Below are 22,451 nucleotides of genomic sequence, written 5' to 3'. Positions count from 1 at the left end.
GTAAAGCTCCGGCAAAGGTGTCAATACGGGGCGCATGGTGCGCGCGAACCGGAAATTATAGTCCGCTTTGCGCGCCCCGTATCGGCAATGTCGCCGCAGTGCTTATGCCTTGAAATACGGCCGCTCGGAGATGAACAGCAGGCGCTTGACCGTCACGCGCCATTCGGCCGGCGCCTTTTGCCCAAGCAGCACCAGCGCCGCGCTGTACGCATGCGCGCGCACCGAAGGCGGGACAGCCTCGATCAGCCGTTCAGCCGCGCGCGGGTCCTTGCCGGCGGCGATGCTGTCGAAGAAGGCCAGCATCTGCTGCTGATATGGTCCCGACGCCTCCAGCGTCGTTTTACGGAACGGCGCGGTATCGTAGCCGTGCTTTTGCGCCAGCGCGAGTCCGACCCAGGTGGTCGCGCTGTCGGTGCCGGCCGCGAACGGCAGCGCCATGGCGCGTTTGATCATGTCCGCATCGGCGCCGTCGGAAGCTGCGGCCAGGCGCAGCACGTGCGCCGCGCGGGTTGAATCGTCTTGCGCAATCTGGTGCGCCTCGTTCAGGCGTCCGGTCGAGAGGGCGAAATAGGCGCGCAGCGGCGAATCGTTGGACAGCGGCCCTTTCTCGATCGTCACCAGCTCCTGCAGACGGCGTGAACCTTTTAACAGATCGCCGAGATCGGCGTCCGGCGCGAGGAAGCGCCGTACACGTGCCAGGTCCAGGCCCGCGTAATTAGTCCCGCCGGGCGTGGCGCGCACGATCTGTTCGAGATCGGGGGCCGCAGCGCTGAAGTCTTTCGAGTGCAGCTTGTCGTGCGCGGACCAGCGTGCCAGCCAGACGTTCTCGGGCCAGCGTGCGCGCGCCTTGAGCATCAGGCGCTTCACGTTCGGATTATCGTGGCGGCAACGCAGCGCGAGGTAGACCGCATCGCCGTCGTCGGGCTGCGCGGCCGCTTGCGCGCCCAGTTCCGCGCACAGCACCGGCTTGCGCGCCTCGCTGGCCAGGTCCATTTCGGCGCGCCGCAGGAACACGTCGCGCGGCTCGCGCCGCAAGCGTTCCTCCAGCACGGCCGCATATTCAGGGAACGTGGCGGCATACGTGAACCAGCTTTCGCTGTACGCCAAGGTGGTAGCGTCCCAGCGCGCATGCATCAGGCCCAGGTGTTTTTTCTGCGCCTCGTCGGGCAGCATTCCGAGTTGGGTCTCCGGGGCTTCGTCGGCCAGGCCGTCAAGCACGCTGCGATAGCCGCCATCGCCCTTGCTGGAGATACTCTTGGGCGGTGCCGTAAAGCGGAAGTCGACATCGCTGTCGGTCCAGCGCGGCGCGCCCAGCATCTGTTCCGCTCTCGGCTTGACCTTGCCATAATTGGCCCACCAGTGCACCAGCGCCGTGGCCGAGGCCACGTTGTAGACCGGATGCCCGCCGCGCGTGGACTCGGCGTCGAACGCTTCGATCAGCCGGCCGTCACCACTGCGCGTCTCGACATGGTGCTTGCCCAGTGCCGGCACGCTCAGTTCCCGGTTCATATGTGCGGGTACGCTCACGGTTTTGCCATCGATGTTCACGTTCACCGGCGTACCGAGGCCGTTGTACACAATGATGACCGGATCGCTGCCGAAGGCCGACACGCCGCCGCGGGTAAAGGAACCGGCGCTCAGGACCGCAAGCACGATCGACGCCGCCACCAGCAGGCGCGCGGCGCCCGGCACGAAGCCGTCGGCACGCTCGAAGCGCGCCCGCCAGCCAAGCTGCTGCTGGCGCTTGCGTTCGGCGCCCGGCAGCAGCACCGGGTATGACGGCGGCGCTTTCGATGGCGCCGGCGCGACCGACATCGCTTCGCCCCCGCGCGAGCAGCGCGCGATCATGGTTTCGGTGATCAAGAGCTCTTCAAGGGCGTCCAGACGCAGCGCGTCGAGCGCGTTCGTCAGGCTCCTGACCCAGCCCTCGGAAGCCCGCATCCAGTCGTTGATGTTGTCGGAGTAGGCCAGCGGCAGGTTGAATTCGCCCAGCGCCTGGCGCCAGTCGGTATTGAGCTCCATGCGCGCGGCGAGGCGCGCGTCCAGGTGCACCGCTCCTGCTTCCTTGTATATCTGCTCTATGACGTAATGCAGTTCGTTGGCCTGGCCGACCACGCGCGACACGCCTTCGTCGGTCACGCGGCGCACCGCCGTGACCACCGCCGCCGCGTTATTGAGCATGCCTTGCGCATCCTTCAGGTCGGCCAGGCGGTGTTCGGCGTAATGCACCATCGCCAGCAAGCCGTCGAGATAGGCTTCCCAGCCGCCACCGAGCTGGCGCGCCATGTTCTGGTGCCAGCTGCGGCACATCCAGTCGTGCCGCTGCAGGCGCGCGTTGACCGCGTCGATTTCTCCGCGCACCCGCTCCAGCGCGGCGGGCAGCTGCTTCTTGCTGAATTCTTCCCCGCGCAGGCGTACCACCCCGCCCGGCGCCGTCAGCACGCCGGCGATCAGCGCGTCGAGCTGGGCGCGTTCATCCTGCAGGGTGCGCAGCAGTTGCACGTCGGCCGTCAGCGAGGCCGGGTACAGCGTTCCCAGTGCTTCCGGCGCCGCCGGGTAGTGGCCCTCGCGCAGCTGCGCCAGCGACTCCGCATGGCGGGTCAGCGGCCGGGCGAAATACACGCCGCAGTAGCGGCGGTTGTACTGTTCGCGCTTGAACGGACGGGCCAGCAGCTTGAGCGACTCTTCCAGTTCGATCGGGGTGGACTCGCCCTCGCCCAGCAGGCTCCGGGTCATCTGCTCGCGCAGTGCCGACGGCTGCTCGAAGATCGACCAGGCACTGGCCGGGTCGATCGGGGCCACCACGTAAATGCGCTTGGCGTTCGCTTCGCGTTCGTGATTGAGCGGGTGCGAGAGCCACATTTTGGAAGGCTGCGCCAGTTCGGCCTTGAATACGCGGTGCTGGTCCTTTCCCTTCTCTGGCAGCGGCGGCACGTCGGCATAGGTGCGGTCGTTGAGGATGTTGCTCATCCGCTGCAGCATGTGGGTCTGTACCGCGAAGGCGTCGCGCGTGGCGCGGCCGGCGGCATGTTCGTCGGTGATGAAGGCCAGCGCGCGCTCCCACGCGTCGTCCGCGCCACGGGTGCGGTGCAGCGCGTGGATCAGGGCGTCGCTGCCGGTGAGCGACACGGCCACCAGGTCGGCCTGCATTTCCATCTCGCGCGACAGGGCGCGCTGCATCATCACCACGACCCGGAACAGGCTGTCGATCAGCGAACGGATCGACCAGATGATCACCTGCAGCACGCCCACCGCCATGGTCAGGCGCAAATCGATCCTGCCCACGCCGACCAGGAACTCGTCGAACTTGTCGCGCCGCGTGACCATATGGCCGGCGATCTGCTGGGCCACGTAGACCCAGCGCCCGACCGCCATCGAGCGTTGCGCGAAATGGCCGAATTCGTGCGCCAGCACGGCGCGCAGTTCGCCGCGCGAGAGCGTGTTCACCAGCGGCAGGCCGATTTCCAGATTCTTCTTGGACGGGAAAATCAGGTTGAACAGCGACAGGTCGTAGAACACGGCGGCATTCACCCTGGCCGACAGGAATACCTTGTGCGGACGCGGCGCGCCGGCGGCATCGGCCAGCTCGAACAGATAGGCGAACAGGCGCGGCTGGTCACTGGCGGTGACCTCGTGCAAGTCCTCGAACTTGGAGTTGCGCACCGAGAAGATCGCCTTGAGCATCAGCACGCCAATGAACAGCGAACAGGCAGCCATGATGTAGGCGAAAATGCCGATGTCGCTGCCGGCGCCGTCGACGAAGACCTGCCAGGGGGTGTACAGGAACCAGCCGGCCAGGCCGCAGTACAGCGCCACGAACAGCAGCAGGCCGGCGACCGCGATGCGCGCGCTGTTTTTGTAGGCGCGGCTCGGGGCGGTCAGGCGGGCTGCCAGTTCCGGGGACGGGGCGTTGGTCGGGGCGTTGATGGCGGTCTCCTGGCGTTGAGGAAGGTGCAAAGATGCAAAACGTTCAATTTTAAGGGACAAACGCTGGAGGGTTTTATCTAAACGCAATATATATGCACAGAAAGCAACGCCAAGCGTACACGGCTTTGCGTTCTATTTTGTTAATCTGACTACATTGCCGGCAGCCGCTGGCGTACACAGGGAAACATGCGATGACAACCGAATTGATGATCCTGGGATGGACCCTGGTGCTGACGCTGGTGCAGATCATGGTGACCGGGGCGTTCCGGACCAAGGAAACCGGGACCGAGTACAACATGGGGCCGCGCGACGGCGGGGCGCCGCCGCCGCGCCCCGTGACGGCGCGCCTGCAGCGGGCGCAGGCCAATCTGTTCGAGACGCTGCCGCTGTTCGCGGCGGCCGTGCTCATTGCGCATGTGGGCGGGCGCGAGGGCGACCTGACCTTGTGGGGCGCGTGGGCGTATCTGATCGCGCGCGTGGTGTACGTGCCGCTGTACGCGGCCGGTATTCCGGTGGTGCGCTCGATTGTGTGGATGGTGTCGCTGGTGGGGCTGGGGATGATTCTGGCGGCGATTTTGCTGCCGTAGTGCCCCTGTGTCGCCAGCCTGCGGCTTTACACCAGATCCATCGTGTACTCAAGTTCGTAGTAATGCTTGCTGTCGATGATATCGAGCTTGAATTTTCCCTGGATGCCGGCCAGTCCCTCGGTCCCCGACCCGGGCACGATGCTGATCGACAGATGGCTGGCGCCCGCATGCATGGTGCCGGCGTGCTGCAGCGCGAAGCTGCCGCTCATGCCGTCGAGCGTGCCGGTCACGTGTTCGATGGCCACGTACCCTGCCGAACCGGCGGCGGGATTGCCGGCCGAGAGCATCTCGCCCTGGCCGATGCCGATCAAATCGCCGCTGTAGTATTTATCGATCAGCATGCGGCCGAGCGAAACGCGGCCCGCGCCCTCTCCCGAAGGCGGTGCCTGCATGGTGATCTCGAAGGTTCCCTTGGCGGTGATGAACATGGTCGTCTGGCCTCGTCAATTGCGAAGCCCCCATGATACCCCGGATAAAAAAATGGCCCGCTGCAAGGCGGGCCATTCATCTTACGCGACCCGATGAATCTGGATCACGCCGTCCGGCGACGCCGGCTTGCCGAAGGCCGCCAGCAGCGCGGCTTCCTTCTCCTTGGCTGCCTTCAGGTGACGCTCCTTCACGTGCCCGTACCCGCGAATATCTTCAGGGATGCTGGCAATGGCCACCGCTTGCGACAGGGTCTCCGCGTTCAGTTTCGGCAGCAGGCCGCCGACCGTGTTGCGGTACTCGGTAATGAGCGCGCGCTCCATCTTGCGCTCCGCCGTGTAGCCGAAGATATCGAGCGCGCCGCCACGCAGGCCCTTCATCTTGGCCATCAGGCCGAACGCCTTCATCATCCACGGACCGAATTCCTGCTTGATCAGCTGGCCCTTGGAGTCGTGCTTGGCGAACAGCGGCGGCGCCAGGTGGAACTTGAGCTTGATGTCGCCCTCGAACATGCCCGCGATCTTTTCCTGGAACGCGCCGTTGGTGTACAGGCGCGCGACTTCATACTCGTCCTTGTACGCCATCAGCTTGTAGTAGTAGCGCGCGACCGCTTCGGCCAGGCGCGTGCCCTTGCCCAGCTTCGCTTCCTCGGCGCGCACCTGGTCGACGAAGGTCTTGTACTGGTTGGCGTAGGCGGCGTCCTGGTAAGCGGTCAGCAGTTCCACGCGCTTGTTGATGATCTCGTCCAGGCTTTGCGTGCGCTTGAATTCGATCACCTTGGCCGGCGTGGTCATCTTCACCAGCGACTGCAAATCGTGCGCCGCCGTGCGGCCCCAGGTAAAGGCGCTCTTGTTAAAGCCCACCGATACGTTGTTCAGTTCAATCGCCTTCATGATCGACGCTTCGGTCAAGGGCACCTGGCCTTTTTGCCACGCGTAGCCGAGCATGAACATATTAGTGGCGATCGAGTCGCCCATCAGCGCGGTGGCGATCTGGCCGGCATCGACAAAGTCCACGCGCTCGGCGCCGCAGGCCTTGACGATCTCGGCCTGCGACGACGCGCCAGGGAACTGCCAGTCCGGGTTCTTGACGAATGCCGCCGTCGAGGAACCGGTCGAGTTGATCGCAGCATACGTGCGGCCTTCGCCCATGCGCGACAACGCATCGCGGCTGGCGGTGACGATCAGGTCGCAGCCGATCACGAGGTCGGCGCTGCCTGTGCCCACGCGGGTCGAATGCAAATCGGCCTGCTTGTCGGCCAGGCGCACGTGCGACATCACCGGGCCGCCCTTCTGGGCCAGTCCGCTCATGTCGAGCACAATGGCGCCCTTGCCTTCGACGTGGGCCGCCATCGCCAGGATCTGGCCGACGGTGACCACGCCGGTGCCGCCGATCCCGGTGATCAGGATGCCGTACGGCGCGGCCGTGCCCTTGAGCACAGGCGTCGGCAGCTGCGGCGGGGCCGCCTCGCCGGTGGCGGCTTTTTTCGGCTTCTTGAGCGAACCGCCTTCGACCGTGACAAAACTCGGGCAGAAGCCCGTCACGCACGAGAAGTCCTTGTTACAGGACGACTGGTTGATCTGGCGCTTGCGGCCCAGTTCCGTTTCCAGCGGTTCGACCGACAGGCAGTTCGACTGCACCGAGCAGTCGCCGCAGCCTTCGCACACGGCCTCGTTGATGACGGCGCGCTTGGCTGGATCCGGGTACTCGTTGCGCTTGCGGCGGCGCCGCTTTTCGGACGCACAGGTCTGGTCGTAGATCATGGCCGACACGCCCGGCTTGTCGCGCAGTTCGCGCTGCACGTCCATCAATTCGCTGCGGTGGCGCACGGTCACGCCTTCGGCCCACTTGTAGTCGGACGGGTATTTTTCCGGTTCGTCGGTGACGACGATGATTGGCGTGACGCCTTCGGCCGCGATCTGGCGGCTGATCATGCCCGGGTCGAGCGGGCCGTCGAATTCCTGGCCGCCGGTCATGGCCACCGCGTCGTTGAACAGGATTTTATAGGTGATGTTGACCTTGGCCGACACCGCCGCGCGGATCGCCAGGATCCCCGAGTGGAAGTAGGTGCCGTCGCCAAGGTTGGTGAAGACGTGCTTCTCGTTGGTGAACGGCGCCTGGCCGACCCAGGTCACGCCTTCGGCGCCCATGTGGGTGAAGGTCGAGGTTTCGCGGTCCATCCACAGCACCATGTAGTGGCAGCCGATGCCGGCCAGCGCGCGCGAGCCTTCGGGCACCTTGGTCGACGAGTTGTGCGGGCAGCCGGAGCAGAAATACGGGGTGCGGTCGGTGTCGGGATTGGGCTTGGTGCTCACGTTCTTGAGCACCAGTTCCTTCGCTTCGAGGTAGGCGATGCGTTCCTTCACGCGCTGCTCGACCGGATGGCCGGCGCAGTAGTGCGAAATGCGGCTGGCGATCGCGCGCGCGATCTGGGCCGGGTTGAGCTCATAGGTGGCCGGCAGCAGCCAGTCGCCGTGGCCGGTGCCGCCCTTGTTCGACCATTCGCCGGTATCGTCGAATTTGCCGACCACGCGCGGACGCTGGCCGTCCGGCAGGTTGTACAGTTCTTCCTTGAGCGCGTATTCGAGGATCTGGCGCTTCTCTTCGACCACCAGGATTTCGTCGAGGCCCTTGGCGAATTCGTGCACGCCTTCCGCTTCGAGCGGCCAGGTCATGCCGATCTTATACAGGCGGATGCCGATGTCGCTGGCGGCCTGCTCGTCGATGCCCAGGTCGGCCAGCGCCTGGCGCGTGTCGAGGTAGGATTTGCCGGCGGTGATGATGCCGATCTTCGGCTTCGGGCTGTCCCAGATGATTTTATTGAGCTTGTTGGCGCGCGCGTAAGCCAGCGCGGCGTACCACTTGAAGCTGTTCATCCGCACTTCCATATCGAGCACGGTGTCGGGCCAGCGGATATTGAGGCCACCCTCGGGCAGCACGAAGTCGGTCGGCAGTTCGATCTTGACGCGGTCCGGGTCGAAGTCGACCACGGCGCCGGACTCGATGATGTCGGTGACGCACTTCATCGATACCCACAGGCCGGTGTAGCGGCTCATGGCCCAGGCGTGCAGGCCGTAGTCGATGTATTCCTGCACCGAGGCCGGGTACAGCACCGGAATGCCGCAGGCGTTCAGGATATGGTCCGACTGGTGCGCGGTGGACGACGATTTGGCCGCGTGATCGTCGCCGGCCAGGACCAGCACGCCGCCATGCTTGGCGCTGCCGGCATTGTTGGCGTGCTTGAAGACGTCGCCGCAGCGGTCCACGCCGGGGCCTTTGCCGTACCACATCGAGAACACGCCGTCGTACTTGGCGTCCTTGAACAGGTTCGTCTGCTGGGTGCCCCAGACCGCGGTGGCGGCCAGGTCTTCGTTCATCCCGGGATGGAACTTGACGTGGTGGGCGTCGAGGTGCTTCTTGGCCTTCACCGCGGTCATGTCGACCGAGGTCACGGGCGAGCCGCGGTAGCCGGTGATGTAGCCGGCGGTGTTCAGGCCGGCCTTGAGGTCGCGTTCGCGCTGCATCATCGGCAGGCGGATCAGCGCCTGGGTGCCGGTCATGAAGGCGCGGCCGCGCTCCAGCGTCCATTTGTCGTCGAGCGAAATCTCGTGCGACGGCTCAGCGTCGAGCTGTGCCCGGTCTAGCGGTGCGTTCATTGTCTTTGTCTCCGTATGTTCTTGTGCGTCGCTGCGCCGGGCTTAAGCCGCGGTCGTATCCTGCAGCACGCCGCGCTTGATCTGGTCGAGTTCAATCGACTCGAACAGCGCGCGGAAATTGCCTTCGCCGAAACCCTGGTCGCCCTTGCGCTGGATGATCTCGAAGAAGATCGGGCCGATCACCGTCTGCGTGAAAATCTGCAGCAGCAGTTCGCGCTCGGTCTCGTTGCTGTGGCCATCGATCAGGATGCGCAGGCGGCGCAGTTCCTCGAGGTTCTCACCGTGGCCCGGCAGGCGGCGGTTGATCAGCTCATAGTAGGTTTCGATCGTGTCCTGGAACACGATGCCGCTGTTGCGCAGGCCCTGGACCGAGGTATAGATATGGTCGGTGCCGAGCGCAATGTGCTGGATGCCTTCGCCGTGGTAGGCGTCGAGGTATTCGGCGATCTGCGATTTGTCGTCCGACGATTCATTGATCGGAATGCGGATCTTGCCGCACGGGGAAGTCATGGCTTTCGACTTCAGGCCCGTCAATTTGCCTTCGATGTCGAAGTAGCGCACTTCGCGGAAGTTGAACAGGTTCTCGTAGAATTCGGCCCATTCCTTCATGCGGCCGCGGTGCACGTTGTGGGTCAGGTGGTCGATGTAGGTCAGGCCGTTGCCGATCGGGTTGGCGATGGCGCCCGGGATGGCCACGAAGTCGACGTCATAGATGCTGATGTCGCCGATGGTGCCCGGCGCGGAACCGGCGTTGGCGCCCTTGCCGCGCCAGCGGTCGACGAAATACAGGAGCGAATCGCCCACGCCCTTGATGGCGGGGATGTTCAGTTCCATCGGGCCGGTCTTGTTGTCGAAACCCCAGGCGCCCAGTTCGAGCGCGCGGCGGTAGGCCATGGCGGCGTCGTCGACGCGGATCGCGATGGCGCACACGGACGGGCCGTGGGTGCGCGCGAAGCGCTGCGCGAACGAGTCTTTTTCGGCGTTGATGATGAAGTTGATGTCGCCCTGGCGGTACAAGGTCACGTCCTTGTGGCGGTGGCGCGCGATGGCGGTGAAGCCCATCTGCTCGAACAGGGCGCCGAGCGCTTTCGGATCCGGCGCCGCGTACTCCACGAACTCGAATCCATCGGTCCCCATCGGGTTTTCCCAAGGCGTAAATTGCATGACAGTCTCCTATTTTAATAGGGCACAGTATAGTCCTGCGACACCAGCATTAAATTTCAAACACTGCCCCGTGTCCGACGATTTGAGCAATAATATTGCGTTGGAATGCGGCTTTCGGAGAAAATATGCCAAAAATTGTGCTCGATAAAACAGATCGGAAGATTCTGGCGATTCTGCAGGCGGACGGGCGCCTGTCGAACCAGGACGTGGCCGACCGGGTCAGCCTGTCGCCCTCGCCCTGCCTGCGCCGCATCAAGCGGCTGGAGGAAGCGGGCGTGATCCGCCAGTACGTGGCGCTGCTCGACCCGGCCCAGATCGGCCTCGGTTTGCTGGCGTATGTGAACGTGCGCCTGGAAAAGCACAGCGAGGGGTCCAGCAACGCGGCCGGGGCGCGCCGCGCCACCAGCTCGCCCCATGCCGACTTTGCGCTGTCGGTCGAGCATTGGCCGGAAGTGGTGGCCTGCTATGCGATGACGGGGGAAATGGATTACCTGCTGCGCGTGCACGTGGAAGACATGGACCACTTCTCGCGCTTCATGATGCAGACCCTGCTCAGCCACCCGGCGGTGGCCGACGTGAAGTCGAGCTTCGCGCTGCAGCGGATCAAGGATACGACCGCGCTGCCGCTGATGTAAGGCCGGCCTACTTCTTCGGCACGAAGAACTTGACGGCGGCGCGGGTGTTGGCCTTGAGGGTGTAGTCGATGGTGGCGAACTGCTCGTCGATGGCTTCCCTGAGCATGCTGGCCGGGTCGGGCGGCAGCAGGCGCAGGTAGGCGTCGGCTTCGCCATAATCGCGCTGGATCTCCATGCCGGCCTTTTTAGCGATGTGCATCATGGTCTGGTTGGACGAGAGGCAGTGCATATATAAAGTGTCGACATCGAGGTTGCGGCAGCGGATGGCGGCGCGCTCGAACAGCTTGGAGCCGATACCCAGCCCGCGCGCCGACGCCGACACCGACACGCCGAATTCGGCCACGATGTCCTTGGTGGTGCTGCTCAGCGCGTGGGTCGAGGCTTCCCTGGGCCCGAACGCCAGGTGGCCGACGGCAACCAGCTTGAAGACCGGGTTGTAGACGCCGTAGACGGTGTCGTGGGCGAAATCGATCTTGGCGACGTAGGCTTCCACCAGCTCGTCGGGCAGCCTGGTGCCGAATCGAAGTAAGCGGTCACTGTCGTCGAGCGCGAGGAAATGCTTGAGCACACGGCGGCGGTCGCGTTCGTGGAGCTGCTTGACCAGCACCGTACGGCGGGTCTTGCGGCCGCTGCGGGCGTTGAGCCAGCTGCTGAATGGGTTTGTGAACATGATTGCGGCCGTTATCCGTTACGTCGATTGTGCAGTGCACCAATTTAGCCATTGTAGCTCATTTGGCGCTAGTGTCCTCTCTGCGAGCCGTGCCCGTGGACGCCGCCGTACATGCCATTGGCAGGACGAAGCTGCTCCAAGTATAAACACGACGGCGGCGATCCCGCGCTTCAGTGTGTCAGGTTTCGCCAAGGAGGAGCAAGAATGCATACAGTGAGCTTGCGTTACTGACGCATGGACGTAACGACTCAAACCACAGTCAGCCATCGAGGCCTTGCTACAGAAACATGTAAGTGTACGGGCGCCAGAGGGAACTTGACGGAGCTACTAAGTTTAGGTAATTTATCTTTTTCTCATAAACTCCCTAAAGGGTACGACTATGAATCCTGTAGACAATCCGTTTGCGCCTGGGGCGGGGAGCCCTCCGCCCGAGCTGGCTGGCAGAGATGCCGTGCGCAAACAAATAACTGTATGCATTCAGCGTCTCCGGAAAGGTCGTCCTGCCAAGAGTATGATGCTCGTGGGTCTACGCGGGGTAGGGAAGACGGTATTATTGGATCAAATGATGAAGGATGCGCAAGCAGATGGCGTTATTACGATCCGCATCGAAGCGCCTGAGGGGCGTTCTTTACCTGCAATGCTAGCTCCACAACTGAGGCTTGGCTTACTGAAGTTAAGTAAAGTGGAAGCGGCTAAAGACCTTGCTGTGCGTGGTTTGCGTGCATTAGCAGGTTTCGCCAGCAAACTCAAAGTGACATACAACGATATCGAAGTTGGGCTTGATTATGAGGCAGAGCCAGGTTTGGCCGATAACGGTGACCTGGAGGGAGATCTGACTACTCTTCTGGAGCAAGTTGGGTATGCGGCGGCGGCAGCCAATACACTGGTTGCCATCTATATCGACGAACTTCAGTATGTAGAAGAACCGCAGATGGCGGCACTCATATCGGCACTGCATCGATGCTCCCAGTTACAACTTCCCGTCACTGTCGTGGGCGCCGGCCTCCCGCAGCTTCGTGGGCGAATGGGTGAAGCGAAATCCTACGCTGAAAGACTGTTCGAGTTCCCCTCCGTGGGTCCGCTGCTGCCGGCAGAAGCCCGGGACGCTATCGAAAAACCTGTTCAGCAAGAAGGTGTCCAAATTGACGCTGACGCAGTCGACCTCATCATTTCACATACCCAAGGATATCCGTATTTCTTACAGGAATGGGGTAAACATGCCTGGGACATTGCATCGCAAAGTCCCATTACCAAGGCTGATGTAGCTGAAGCGTCGACTGTAGCCATTGCCGCTTTGGATGAGAGCTTTTTCCGGGTACGTTTCGATCGACTCACACCTACCGAAAAGCGCTATTTGCGTGCAATGGCAAAATTAGGTCCAGGTCCGCATCGTTCGGGCGATATTGCCGCCGTATTGAGTCGGGATAGTACATCGTTGGCGCCTATTCGTAGCAACCTCATTGTCAAGGGGATGATCTGGAGCCCGACGCATGGTGACACAGCATTTACGGTCCCGCTTTTTGATGAATTTATGCGACGCATCATGCCAGGCGATGCCTGGATCACTGGCGAGGTCTGACCGCGTATGTCGGCAATGCGACGGGCAATGTGCGGCAATCCCGAATCGCTTGCGCTGATGCGGGAACGCGCATTTTCTCTCAATGAAGGAATCGCTGCGGAAATGCGCTACCGGCTGGAACGGATAGGCGCCTGGCGAGCCCTGCCTCCGGCCTTCAGTTCAAAACGTTAGTCCTGTGCGGGCACCACGGTTTTCGCTTGCGCGCTGCCCGCCATGGGCACCTCGGCCGGCGCCGTCTCATTCCACTGCGCCTGCGAACTGAACGAAATCCCGTTCTTGCCGCCCTGCTTGGCCTGGTACATGGCCTGGTCGGCATCGGCCAGCAACGCCGGCGCGCCGCGCATGAAGCCTTCCTTGCCCTTGGCGCTGGCCACGCCGATACTGGCCGAAATCCGCACCGGGCAGCCGCCCGCCTCGGTGATCGAGCGGATCGCTTCGAGCGTCTGCTGCGCCACCCGCAGCGCGCCCTCGCGGCCGCTGACCTCTTCCAGCAAGATCACGAATTCGTCCCCGCCCAGGCGCGCCAGCGCGTCTTCCTTGCGCAGTTTCTCCTGCACCCGCCTGGCCACCTCGCACAGTACCAGGTCCCCGGTCGCGTGTCCGTAGGTGTCGTTGACCGCCTTGAAGCCATCGAGGTCGATGAACATGGCCACCACCACGTCGCCGCGCCGGCCGGCCCGCACCAGCGCGTGCGCCAGCAGGCGCGTGAGCTCCCCGTAATTGATCAGGCCCGTCAGACTGTCATGCTGGGCCAATTGCTTCAGGCGTTCCGACTGCGCTTCCAGCGCCGCCGTGCGCTCGGCCACCCGATGCTCCAGCGTCTCGTTAGCGGCCTGCAAACTGCGATTGACCTCGCCGATGATGCTGTAGCTGCGCAGCAGGCGCCGCGCCACGTACATCAACAGCAGCAGCAGCAAGCCCGAATAGGCGAACAGATACGTCCGGTAGCGCTGCTTTTCGATCAGCACCTGGTCGAACGAGGTGTCGAACAGGTTACCCAGCTTTTCCATCGCTTCGGCCGTGCGGCTGTTCGCGATATGCATTTCGAGTTCGTTTTCCATCTGGCGGTAGCGCAGGATGGCGTGCGCGTGGCGACCCAGTTCGTCGATGGTGTCGCTCACGCTGTCCGAAAAATCGCCGCGCAGCGGCTGCATCGAGGTGATCGTGCGTTCGATCTGCGCCGCCAGCGCCGGCGACGGCGCCAGGTTGTAGCGCAGGATGTCGCTCAGGAGGTTATTGAGGGCGCTGTCGAGCGCCAGCACCGTGCGCGCCTGAACGATCGCGCCTTCGATGCCATTCAACTCGGTCTTCAGATCGGTGATCGCGGGCGGAAAAAAGATCAGCGAATTGCGCAGGATCGCGTTCTGGGTCTTGAACTGCTCGACCAGTTCTTCCTTCTTCACCAGCGCGCGCTTGACCTGGTCAAGCGCTTCCTCCGCCTTGGGATTGCCGGTCATGGGCAGCGCCGCGGCCAGACGCAGCTGCAGTTCGCGCATGCGCGGCAGGGGCGCCGACAGCGGATCGTAATTGGTGTTCAAGCCGATGTGCGAGCGCAGGATGTTGACGTTCCACTCCGAATCGAGCTTTTCCAGCTCGCGCAGGTTGAGCATGACCCGGTTCTGCGCTTCGATGTCGACGGCCTGGGTGCGGTTGAACAGCACGCCGAGTACCCCCATCAGCGCGATCAGCAGCAGCAGCGCGGCGACACGGCGCCAGCTGCCCAGGGCGCCGCTCACGGCGTCACTCCCGGCGGCGCTGCAGGCGGCGCTGCCGGCACCAGCTTCTCGCCGCTCAGGGTGTGCAGGAAGCGCACGATCAGTTCCTTGTCCTGCTGCGAGGCGGTGCGTCCCAGCTGGTATTTGAACATCAGCTCCACCGCCTGATCGAGCGTGCTGACCGAGCCGTCATGGAAGTACGGCGCCGTCAGCGCGACATTGCGCAGGCCCGGCACGCGGAACACGTGGCGGTCGACGTTGCGCTTGGTCTCCTGATAGCGGCCCAGGTCCGCGCCGCTCGTTTCCAGTCCCGGCATCTCGCGCATGGCGCCCATTTTCTGGAACAGGTTGCCGCCCACGTTGATGCCCTGGTGGCAGGCCGCGCAGCCAAAGCTCTTGAAGCGCAGGTAGCCGCGTTCTTCCTCGGCCGTGATGGCGCCGGCGTCGCCGCGCAGGTAGCGGTCGAAGCGCGATGGCGTCACCAGCGAGCGCAGAAACTGGTCGAGCGCGTCGCGCACATAGGCCGGGCGCAGGGCGTCGCCGTAGACTTCCATGAACTGGGCCGACAGCGCCTCGTCCTTGGCCAGGCGCTCGGCCATCAGATCCCAGCTGTCGGCAAACGCCTTGGGCCTGGTGATGACGTGGTCGAGCAGCTGCTCGGCGCCGCTGTAGCGTCCCGTCCAGGTCTGGCGGAAGTTGAAACTGCTGTTATAGACAGTGGGGGTGTTGAACAGCGCCGGCTTGCCGTCCGCGCCCGTGGAAATCGCCTTGCCGTCGGCGCCGCCGCGGCGCAGCTGGTGGCAGGTGGCGCAGCTGTGCGTGCTGTCGCGCGAAAACCGCAGGTCCTGGAACAGGCGCGCGCCCAGCGCGATGCGCGCGGGGTCGCCCACCGCCTTCATGGGCAGCGGACGGATTGGCTCATTGACAAGCGCCTGGGCCGCGGCGACGCCTGCCCAGCAGGAGGCGAGCGCGGCAAGGGCCCGACCCAGGGACCGGCGCAAGGTGGACAGCATCCCGTTTCTCCGTGTCAATGCCAATATCGGATCAAAGAATAGCAGGATTCGCACCGACACTGTCGTCCGCCTGACCTGGCTCGTCGCCGAGGCGCAGCGCCGCCTTGACCGCCGAGACCCGCGCCGTATGCACGGCGTGGGGAATTTGCTGCTTGTTCTCGCCGCAGCGCAGCGCCACTTCGCCGGCGTTGATCGAGCGCGCGGCGGCCAGGGCGCCGAGCAGGTACGGGCCTTGCGGATACGGCCGGGTGCGGAAATCGTCGCCCTCGCCGCCGCGCCCGCGAAAATCGCATTCGGCGGCCAGCAGCATCTGTTCGAAACGCACCGGCTTGCGGAAGGCGTCGCAGCGCTCGAACAGGGTGACCAGGGTATTGGCGCGCAGTTCCCGGGCGCGGCTGAGGTTACCGTGCTCGCGCGCAGTCATCACGGCCAGGTCGCGGCACTCGCCCGGCACCTTCAGGCGCGCACAGACGGCGTCGATCAGCGCCAGGCCAAGCTGCTCGTGGCCGTGGTGGCGCGGCCAGTGCCCGGCCGGCGTGGCGCCCTTGCCCAGGTCGTGCATCAGGGCGGCAAAGCGCACCGGCAAATCGAAACCGCGTTCGGCCGCGTAGTCGATCACCAGCATCATGTGGGCGCCGGTATCGATTTCGGGGTGGTGCAGCGGCGGCTGCGGCACGCCCCACAGGGCGTCCAGTTCCGGCATGATGCGCGCCAGCGCGCCGCACTCGCGCAGCACGGCCAGCATGCGCGACGGTTTTTGCTCCATCAGGCCGCGCGCCACTTCCTGCCAGACCCGCTCGGCCACCAGCGCATCGACCTCGCCCGCCGCCACCATGCTGCGCATCAGCGCCAGCGTTTCGGGGGCCACGGTAAAGTCGGGAAAGCGCGCCGCGAAGCGCGCCAGGCGCAGGATGCGCACCGGGTCTTCGGCAAAGGCATCGGAGACGTGGCGGAAGATTTTCGCTTCCAGGTCGCGCTGGCCGCCGAACGGATCGGTGATGCCGCCGTCGGCGTCGCGCGCGATGGCGTTGATGGTCAGGTCGCGCCGCACCAGGTCTTCTTCGAGCGTGACGTCGGGCGAGGTGTGGAACACGAAGCCGCGGTAGCCGGGCGCGGTCTTGCGCTCGGTGCGGGCGAGCGCATACTCTTCCTGCGTCCTGGGATGCAGGAAGACGGGGAAGTCCTTGCCGACCGGGCGAAAGCCTTCGGCCAGCATGTCTTCGGGGGTGGCGCCGACCACGATCCAGTCGCGGTCCTGCACCGGCAGGCCCAGAAGGCCGTCGCGCACGGCGCCGCCAACGATGTATGTTTTCATGCTGAAGATGGTGTTGACTGAAACGCTATTATGGCTTGCCGCGGATTTCTTCGTCGTGGTGGGCGGCGATTTCGGTTTCGGCCAGCGCTTCGCGCACCCAGCGCGCCACGGCCGGGTGGGCCTGGACACGCTCGCAATACGCTTGCAGGGCCGGCGCCAGCGCCACGCCGTAAATCTTAAAGCGCATCACCACCGGCGCGAAAAACGCGTCCGCGATCGAAAAGTCGCCGAACAGGAACTGGTGGTGGCCGAAACGCGACAGGCACTCTTCCCAGATCTCGCTGATGCGGCCGATGTCGCCCTGGGCGCCCGGGGTGCGCCCGCGCCCCGGAAGGCTCATGCGGATATTCATCGACATGGCGGTGCGCAGGTCGGCAAAGCCGCTATGCATTTCGGCCGTGACCGAACGCGCCATGGCGCGCGCCGCCACGTCCCGCGGCCACATGTGCTTTTCCGGGAACTGCTCGGCCAGGTATTCGCAGATCGACAGGCTGTCCCAGATCGTCATCTCGCCGGCGACCAGCACCGGCACCCGCCCGGCGCCCGAATACTCGGCGATGCGCGCCGAGGTGTCGGGCTGGTCGAGCAGCACCCGCACTTCGTTGAACGGAATGCCGAAGGCGGTGGCCGCCACCCACGGCCGCATCGACCAGGACGAATAGTTCTTGTTGCCGATGATGAGCGTCAGGCCGGCCTTGCGGGCCTCGTCCAGGGTCTGCGAGAGGGTCGGATCGAGTTCGGTGGTTTGCATTGTTACGGTCCCGGAGAAAAGTAAAAAATAAGCGCCCGGCGCGAGCGCCTCGTCAGCGTCCCGCGCGTGCGCGGTAATCGTCGAAGCGCTCGTGCGGCGCCAGGTAGCGCGGCGCCACCGCTTCCAGCGAGCGCAGTTGCAGGCCGAGGGCGGCGGCGGTGGTGGCCTGGATGGCCGGATCGACCACGTTATCGACCTTCATCGAATCGAGGTTGTCGCGGCTGATGACCGGCTCGCCCGGCAGCAGTTCGAACAGCAAGGCTTGAAGACGCGCCAAGGGGTCGGGAATGCCGAACACAGGGCGCCGGTGACCCGCGTAGCGGCCGGCCAGGCGCACCAGTTCGGCCAGCGAATAGATTTGCGGCCCGCCCAGGGAGTACACCTGGTGGCGCGTTTTCAGGTCGGCCAGCGCATGAGTGAGGGCGTCGGCCACGTCGCCCACGTAGATCGGCTGGAAGTCGCTGGCGGCGCCGGCCAGCGGAATAAACGGCAGCCACTTCTGCATGCGCGCGAAGGTATTGAGAAAGCTGTCGCCCGGGCCGAACACCACCGACGGGCGAAAGATCGTGGCCGCCACCGACGCTTCGGCGCGCGCGGCCACTTCGCCGTCGGCCTTGGAGCGCTGGTACATCGACGGGCCGTCGGCGGCCGCGCCCAGGGCGCTCATGTGCAGGTAGCGCGTGACCCCGGTGGCGGCGCAGGCGGCGACGATACGGCGCGGCAGTTCGACGTGGGCGCGCTTGAAATCGGGACCGTACGGCTGGCCGCGGCGCGAATGCAGCACGCCCACCAGGTTGATGGCGGCGTCGGCCCCGGCCAGCAGGCGGCGCAGGGTGGCGTCGTCGCCGACATTGGCGCCGACCACGTCCACGCGCGGCAAAAAGATCAGGTGCCTGGCGCGTTCGGCGCGCCGGGTCGGCACGATCACGCGCGCGCCCTCCTGCGACAGGCGCGCCACCAGGTGGCTGCCGATGAAGCCGGAACCGCCGAACACCACTACCGTCATCTCTTTCATCGTGCACGCTCCTCAATGATGGCGCCGCGGCCGGCGCATCAGGGCAGGTCGTTGCCCTGGGCGCTGCGCGGCGTGATTTTGCCAAGGCGCGCCTTGAGCGACTGCGGCTTGTTCTCGAACAGCGCGGCATAGTTGGTCGCGTTGGACATCACATTCTTCACATAGATCCGGGTTTCCATGTACGGGATCGACTCGGCGAAGATGGCTCCTTCCATCGGCTCGTCGAGCTTGCCGCGCCAGTTGCGCATGCGTCCCGGTCCGGCATTGTAGGCGGCCGTGGCCAGGGTCTGCGAGCCGTCGGCGTTGGCCAGCACCATGCTCATGTAGTTCGCGCCGAGCAGGATATTGGTGCGCACGTCGGTCAGCTTGTTCTTGACGTAGTCGCCCAGGCCGATCTTGCGCGCCACGTAGGCGCCGGTGGCGGGCATGACCTGCATCAGGCCGGAGGCGCCCACGCTCGACCGCGCATCCATGATGAAGCGCGATTCCTGGCGGATCAGGCCATACACCCAGGCCCGGTCCAGGCCGAGCTGCTGCGCGGTCGGATGCAGGATGTCGTTGTGCGGCGACGGGAAGCGCTGGGTGTAGTCGAACTGGGTGCGGGTGCGGTCCGAGGTATTGACCATGCGGTCGAGGATCTGGTTCATGCGCGCGAATTCGGCCGCGGCCAGCAGTTCGCGTTCGCTGAACTTGCGCAGTTCCCAGTTCCACTCGCGCGTGCCTTCGGGGCGCAGGCGCAGGCTGAAGAACTTGAGTGCGCGGCGCAGGCCCGGGTTGCTGGCCATGGGCGCCATTTCCTCGGGCGTGAGGGCGGGACCGGGAGGCGGAATCGAAATGAGCTGGCCCAGTTCTTCCAGCGCCAGCTGGCCATAAAAACTGTTCTGGTCGGCGATGCGCTGGTACAGGGCGACGGCCGCGTCGTGCGCGCCGTGTTCGGCCTGCAGCGCGCGGCCCAGCCAGTAAGTCCAGCCGGGTTGGGCGCGCAGCGGGGCCGGCATCGATTCGATGGTGGCCTTGACGGTTTTCCAGTCGGCGCGGCGCAGGGCGATGCGGGTTTTCCATTGAATCTGTTCGGCCGTGAGCGGCGCGCCGGCGCTCTTGCGCCAGTAGTCGTAGGCTTCGGGCGCGAGCGTGAGCGAGGCGGCGTGCGCAATGCCGGCCCAGCCGATGGCTTGCTCCTGGGGCGACAGGCGCGGCGCGTTCTTTTCCAGGGCGACCACAGCCAGCTTCTGGGTGGTGCGCGCCATGCGGCTCACTGCCATTAAATAGACTTCGTGGTCGGCGCGCGTGTCGCCGATGCCGCGTGCCATGGCCAGCGCCGGCAGGTCGACCGCTTGCGAGGCGTGCAGTTCGGACACGCCGAGCAGCGCGGCGATGCGGCGCGCCGGGCCGGTGGCCTTGAACTCGCCGGCCAGGCGCAGTTGGGCCAGCAGGTCGCTGGCATCGAACTGGCCGGACTGGGCCAGGGTGGAGATCAGGGCGCCGCACGCCTCGCCGTAACCGGGCGGATTGGTCAGCAGCGCACGGGCGTCGTCCGCCACTTTTTCGCCGCGCGCCACGCGCGACATGAGGGCGTAGCACTTGACCTGGGTATCGTCGTTGAGCACGAACAGGGGCAGTTGCTGGTCGAAATTGGCCCAGTCGCGCGCGCGGCCCAGTTCCAGCAGCCAGTCGTTGCGCAGGCGGTCGGCGATGGCCAGGCCCTGGTAGCGGGTGAGGAAATCGCGGAATTCATCGCTGGATGCGACCCGCATCCGGGTTTTGAGCCGATAATAATCGACATACGACGGGATCGGATAGTTCTGCAGGCGCGAGGCGTAGGCGTTGGCCTTGGCCGCGTCGTCCTGGCGCGCGGCCTCGCGCAGCAGCAGGAAGGTATCGTCGTCGGCGCGCGGGTCGTACGGGGGCACTGGCGCCTGGGCGTAGGCGGGAATCAGGCAGGCTCCGGCGACAATCGCGACGGCAAACAATTTCGGCAGGTACATCAGTATGCGACTCTCCATGGATACTTCATTTAACACATGACCAGCGAACCTAGAATACCATGCGGGCATGCCGCCCTGCCAGCATCGGCGAACTCAGATGCTGCATTCGCACATGGGGCGGACAAGGCGGCGCTGCGCGCCGTGCTGAAGGCGGCCCGGCGTGCGCTCGATCCCTTGCAAAAGGCGCAACGCGATGCGGCGATCGCGGCGCGCGTGCTGGCGTGGTGGCAGGGTCGCACGGCTGGCGGCGCGGCTGCGGTGCTGGGAGTGTACTGGCCGCTGCGGGGCGAACCCGATCTGCATCCGGTCTACGCCGAACTGGCCAGCGCGGGCGTGCGGCTGGCGCTGCCGCTGGTGGTGGCGCCCGACACCGCGCTGGCGTTCGTGGAGTGGGTGCCGGGCGAAGACATGCTGAGCGACAGGATGGGGGTGGCGGTGCCGGCTGTGCAGCGGGTGCTGGAGCGGCCGCCGGTGCTGCTGGTGCCGTGCCTGGGATTTACCGCCGAACGGTATCGGCTGGGGTATGGCGGGGGGTATTACGACCGCACCCTGGAGGCGCTGCCGCGGCCGTACACGGTGGGGATCGCGTATGCGGGGGATCAGGTGGCGTTTGCCGGCGCGCAGCATGATGTGGCGCTCGATGTGGTGATTACGGAGGCGTGAATTGCTTTCACCACGCATATGCGCACCGTCGTTTCTGCCGGTGGCAGGAACGACGGCTGATATGCCAGCCGGCGTCGTGCTATCGCCAGCGACTGACCGGCGGCGCAGACGCGGGACACGCCGTCTTATTTCCCGGCAGTCAAGCGCTCCCACAAGGCCGTCGTCGCGACCGCCTGGTTCATGCTGTAAAAATGCAAGCCCGGTGCGCCGCCGGCCAGCAAGCGCTCGCACAACTGGCTCACCACATCGAGCCCGAAGGCCTTGATCGAGGCACTGTCATCCCCGAAACTGGCCAGCTTCAGGCGCACCCAGCGCGGAATTTCCGCCCCGCACATGTCCGAAAACCGCATCAGCTGCGTGTAATTGGTAATCGGCATGATGCCAGCCACCACCGGGATATCGATACCCAGCTTGCGGGTCTGGTCCATGAACGCAAAATACGCGTCGGCGTTGTAAAAATACTGGGTGATCGCGGAATTTGCCCCGGCCTGCACCTTGCGCGCGAAGTTTTGCAAATCATCCTGCGGCGACCTGGCCTGCGGATGCACCTCGGGATAGGCCGCCACTTCGATATGAAACCAGTCGCCCGTCTCTGCCCGGATGAACTCGATCAGCTCGCTGGCATAGCGCAGCTCGCCCGCGCCGCCGTAGCCGCTCGGCAAGTCGCCGCGCAAGGCCACCAGACGCCGGATACCGTGCGACTGGAACTGTTTCAAGATCGTGCGGATCGATTCGCGCGATGCGCCCACGCACGACAGGTGGGGTGCGGCCTCGTGGCCCTCGCCGAGGATCTCGACCACCGTGTCGAGCGTGCCCTGCTGCGTGCTGCCGCCGGCGCCGAAGGTTACCGAGAAATATTTAGGTTGCAGCAGCGCCAGTTTGGCGCGCGCCACGCGTAGCTTGTCCGCCCCGTCAGGCGTCTTGGGCGGATAGAATTCGATGCTGAAGTCAGGAGTTGCCATCTTTTTTGAGGAGTAAGGTAGACAGCGCCCACGAAATGATGCTGTACAGGATGGCGGCAATAAAAGCCGACCAGAAGCCTGCCACTTGGAATCCACCGACCAGGTTCGCGACTGCCCAGAACAGCAGCGCATTGATCACGAGGATGAACAACCCCATGGATAGCAGGGTTACGGGCAGGGTCAGCAGCACCAGCACCGGACGGATCAGGGTATTGACCAGTCCGAGCACGAGCGCGGCAACCAGGGCCGTCCCCATGTTCGTGACTTCAACTGAACTCATCAGGAATGGCAGCGCGAATAGCGCCGCTGCGTTAATCAACCACGTCAAAAGTAAGCGCATAAGGGAAGCGAAAGTCCGGTTGATAAGAAATAGACAACGTCAGGCACG

At 64.6% G+C, this 22,451-nt stretch carries 17 protein-coding genes; 4 read left to right on the top strand and 13 right to left on the bottom strand.

The genetic code is table 11. From position 1 onward, the window contains the following. Window positions 1-102: 102 nt before the first annotated feature. Window positions 103-3,957, bottom strand: coding sequence for a M48 family metallopeptidase (locus RBA41_RS16020; protein ID WP_306625075.1), 3,855 nt, complete (start codon window positions 3,955-3,957; stop codon window positions 103-105). A 161-nt stretch (window positions 3,958-4,118) separates the two neighbouring features. Between RBA41_RS16020 and RBA41_RS16015 the strand changes: the two genes are divergently transcribed. Then, window positions 4,119-4,514: an MAPEG family protein gene (locus RBA41_RS16015; protein ID WP_306625074.1), complete on the top strand. Its 396-nt coding sequence runs from the start codon at window positions 4,119-4,121 to the stop codon at window positions 4,512-4,514. Window positions 4,515-4,540: 26 nt separating this feature from the next. On the opposite strand, the gene RBA41_RS16010 is transcribed toward RBA41_RS16015, so the two are convergent. The 3 genes from RBA41_RS16010 to hppD all read right to left on the bottom strand — a co-directional run bounded on the left by RBA41_RS16010 (window position 4,541) and on the right by hppD (window position 9,760). Next, a complete protein-coding gene (locus RBA41_RS16010; protein WP_306625073.1) occupies window positions 4,541-4,942 on the bottom strand; it encodes a DUF3224 domain-containing protein in 402 nt (133 codons plus the stop codon). A gap of 81 nt (window positions 4,943-5,023) precedes the next feature. Next, on the bottom strand, window positions 5,024-8,596 hold the full coding sequence (locus RBA41_RS16005) for an indolepyruvate ferredoxin oxidoreductase family protein (RefSeq protein ID WP_306625071.1): 3,573 nt from the start codon (window positions 8,594-8,596) through the stop codon (window positions 5,024-5,026). A 42-nt stretch (window positions 8,597-8,638) separates the two neighbouring features. Then, the gene (gene hppD / locus RBA41_RS16000) at window positions 8,639-9,760 is read right to left on the bottom strand and encodes a 4-hydroxyphenylpyruvate dioxygenase (protein WP_306625069.1); all 1,122 of its coding nucleotides are present in this window, start codon (window positions 9,758-9,760) and stop codon (window positions 8,639-8,641) included. Window positions 9,761-9,885: 125 nt separating this feature from the next. On the opposite strand from hppD, the gene RBA41_RS15995 reads away from it, so the two are divergent. Then, the gene (locus tag RBA41_RS15995) at window positions 9,886-10,395 is read left to right on the top strand and encodes an Lrp/AsnC family transcriptional regulator (protein ID WP_306625067.1); all 510 of its coding nucleotides are present in this window, start codon (window positions 9,886-9,888) and stop codon (window positions 10,393-10,395) included. 7 nt (window positions 10,396-10,402) lie between these two features. On the opposite strand, the gene RBA41_RS15990 is transcribed toward RBA41_RS15995, so the two are convergent. Further along, on the bottom strand, window positions 10,403-11,065 hold the full coding sequence (locus RBA41_RS15990) for a GNAT family N-acetyltransferase (protein ID WP_306625065.1): 663 nt from the start codon (window positions 11,063-11,065) through the stop codon (window positions 10,403-10,405). A 379-nt stretch (window positions 11,066-11,444) separates the two neighbouring features. Here RBA41_RS15990 and RBA41_RS15985 point away from each other — a divergent pair, with 379 nt between their 5' ends. Further along, the gene (locus RBA41_RS15985; protein WP_306625064.1) at window positions 11,445-12,644 is read left to right on the top strand and encodes an ATP-binding protein; all 1,200 of its coding nucleotides are present in this window, start codon (window positions 11,445-11,447) and stop codon (window positions 12,642-12,644) included. A 167-nt stretch (window positions 12,645-12,811) separates the two neighbouring features. Here the strand turns inward: RBA41_RS15985 and RBA41_RS15980 are convergent, their stop codons facing one another. The 6 genes from RBA41_RS15980 to RBA41_RS15955 are packed head-to-tail and all read right to left on the bottom strand — an operon-like array spanning window position 12,812 to window position 20,456. Next, on the bottom strand, window positions 12,812-14,380 hold the full coding sequence (locus RBA41_RS15980) for a DAHL domain-containing protein (protein WP_306625063.1): 1,569 nt from the start codon (window positions 14,378-14,380) through the stop codon (window positions 12,812-12,814). After that, window positions 14,377-15,372, bottom strand: a complete 996-nt coding sequence (locus RBA41_RS15975) for a cytochrome-c peroxidase (RefSeq protein WP_306625062.1) — start codon at window positions 15,370-15,372, stop codon at window positions 14,377-14,379. The genes RBA41_RS15980 and RBA41_RS15975 overlap by 4 nt, the downstream gene beginning before the upstream one ends. Window positions 15,373-15,403: 31 nt before the next feature. Then, window positions 15,404-16,687, bottom strand: a complete 1,284-nt coding sequence (locus RBA41_RS15970; RefSeq protein WP_306625060.1) for a multifunctional CCA addition/repair protein — start codon at window positions 16,685-16,687, stop codon at window positions 15,404-15,406. 28 nt (window positions 16,688-16,715) lie between these two features. Further along, window positions 16,716-17,438: a glutathione S-transferase family protein gene (locus RBA41_RS15965; protein WP_306625059.1), complete on the bottom strand. Its 723-nt coding sequence runs from the start codon at window positions 17,436-17,438 to the stop codon at window positions 16,716-16,718. A 52-nt stretch (window positions 17,439-17,490) separates the two neighbouring features. Then, a complete protein-coding gene (locus RBA41_RS15960) occupies window positions 17,491-18,453 on the bottom strand; it encodes a complex I NDUFA9 subunit family protein (protein ID WP_306625057.1) in 963 nt (320 codons plus the stop codon). A gap of 38 nt (window positions 18,454-18,491) precedes the next feature. Beyond that, window positions 18,492-20,456, bottom strand: coding sequence for a lytic transglycosylase domain-containing protein (locus tag RBA41_RS15955; protein WP_306625056.1), 1,965 nt, complete (start codon window positions 20,454-20,456; stop codon window positions 18,492-18,494). Between the two features lie 18 nt (window positions 20,457-20,474). Between RBA41_RS15955 and RBA41_RS15950 the strand changes: the two genes are divergently transcribed. Next, window positions 20,475-21,101 (top strand): 5-formyltetrahydrofolate cyclo-ligase, encoded by a 627-nt coding sequence (locus RBA41_RS15950; RefSeq protein WP_306625054.1) that lies wholly within the window; start codon window positions 20,475-20,477, stop codon window positions 21,099-21,101. 125 nt (window positions 21,102-21,226) lie between these two features. Here the strand turns inward: RBA41_RS15950 and metF are convergent, their stop codons facing one another. After that, a complete protein-coding gene (gene metF / locus RBA41_RS15945) occupies window positions 21,227-22,063 on the bottom strand; it encodes a methylenetetrahydrofolate reductase [NAD(P)H] (RefSeq protein WP_306625053.1) in 837 nt (278 codons plus the stop codon). Continuing rightward, entirely contained in the window at window positions 22,050-22,403 is a 354-nt protein-coding gene (locus RBA41_RS15940; RefSeq protein ID WP_099873704.1) for a phage holin family protein, read from the bottom strand. The genes metF and RBA41_RS15940 overlap by 14 nt, the downstream gene beginning before the upstream one ends. Between the last annotated feature and the right edge of the window lie 48 nt (window positions 22,404-22,451).

The sequence above is a fragment of the Massilia scottii genome, assembly GCF_030846495.1.
Classification (GTDB): Bacteria; Pseudomonadota; Gammaproteobacteria; order Burkholderiales; family Burkholderiaceae_D; genus Telluria_A; species Telluria_A violaceinigra.
Note: the sequence above shows the minus strand (reverse complement) of the source record. Positions and strands in the feature narration are given on the sequence as shown.

Bases quoted from the DNA above. Each gene is read 5' to 3' on its own strand.
- RBA41_RS16015 (WP_306625074.1), top strand. From the start codon at position 4,119: ATGACAACCGAATTGATGATCCTGGGATGGACCCTGGTGCTGACGCTG.
- RBA41_RS16010 (WP_306625073.1), bottom strand. From the start codon at position 4,942: ATGTTCATCACCGCCAAGGGAACCTTCGAGATCACCATGCAGGCACCG.
- RBA41_RS16005 (WP_306625071.1), bottom strand. From the start codon at position 8,596: ATGAACGCACCGCTAGACCGGGCACAGCTCGACGCTGAGCCGTCGCAC.
- hppD (WP_306625069.1), bottom strand. From the start codon at position 9,760: ATGCAATTTACGCCTTGGGAAAACCCGATGGGGACCGATGGATTCGAG.
- RBA41_RS15995 (WP_306625067.1), top strand. From the start codon at position 9,886: ATGCCAAAAATTGTGCTCGATAAAACAGATCGGAAGATTCTGGCGATT.
- RBA41_RS15990 (WP_306625065.1), bottom strand. From the start codon at position 11,065: ATGTTCACAAACCCATTCAGCAGCTGGCTCAACGCCCGCAGCGGCCGC.
- RBA41_RS15985 (WP_306625064.1), top strand. From the start codon at position 11,445: ATGAATCCTGTAGACAATCCGTTTGCGCCTGGGGCGGGGAGCCCTCCG.
- RBA41_RS15975 (WP_306625062.1), bottom strand. From the start codon at position 15,372: ATGCTGTCCACCTTGCGCCGGTCCCTGGGTCGGGCCCTTGCCGCGCTC.
- RBA41_RS15970 (WP_306625060.1), bottom strand. From the start codon at position 16,687: ATGAAAACATACATCGTTGGCGGCGCCGTGCGCGACGGCCTTCTGGGC.
- RBA41_RS15965 (WP_306625059.1), bottom strand. From the start codon at position 17,438: ATGCAAACCACCGAACTCGATCCGACCCTCTCGCAGACCCTGGACGAG.
- RBA41_RS15960 (WP_306625057.1), bottom strand. From the start codon at position 18,453: ATGAAAGAGATGACGGTAGTGGTGTTCGGCGGTTCCGGCTTCATCGGC.
- RBA41_RS15955 (WP_306625056.1), bottom strand. From the start codon at position 20,456: ATGGAGAGTCGCATACTGATGTACCTGCCGAAATTGTTTGCCGTCGCG.
- RBA41_RS15950 (WP_306625054.1), top strand. From the start codon at position 20,475: ATGACCAGCGAACCTAGAATACCATGCGGGCATGCCGCCCTGCCAGCA.
- metF (WP_306625053.1), bottom strand. From the start codon at position 22,063: ATGGCAACTCCTGACTTCAGCATCGAATTCTATCCGCCCAAGACGCCT.
- RBA41_RS15940 (WP_099873704.1), bottom strand. From the start codon at position 22,403: ATGCGCTTACTTTTGACGTGGTTGATTAACGCAGCGGCGCTATTCGCG.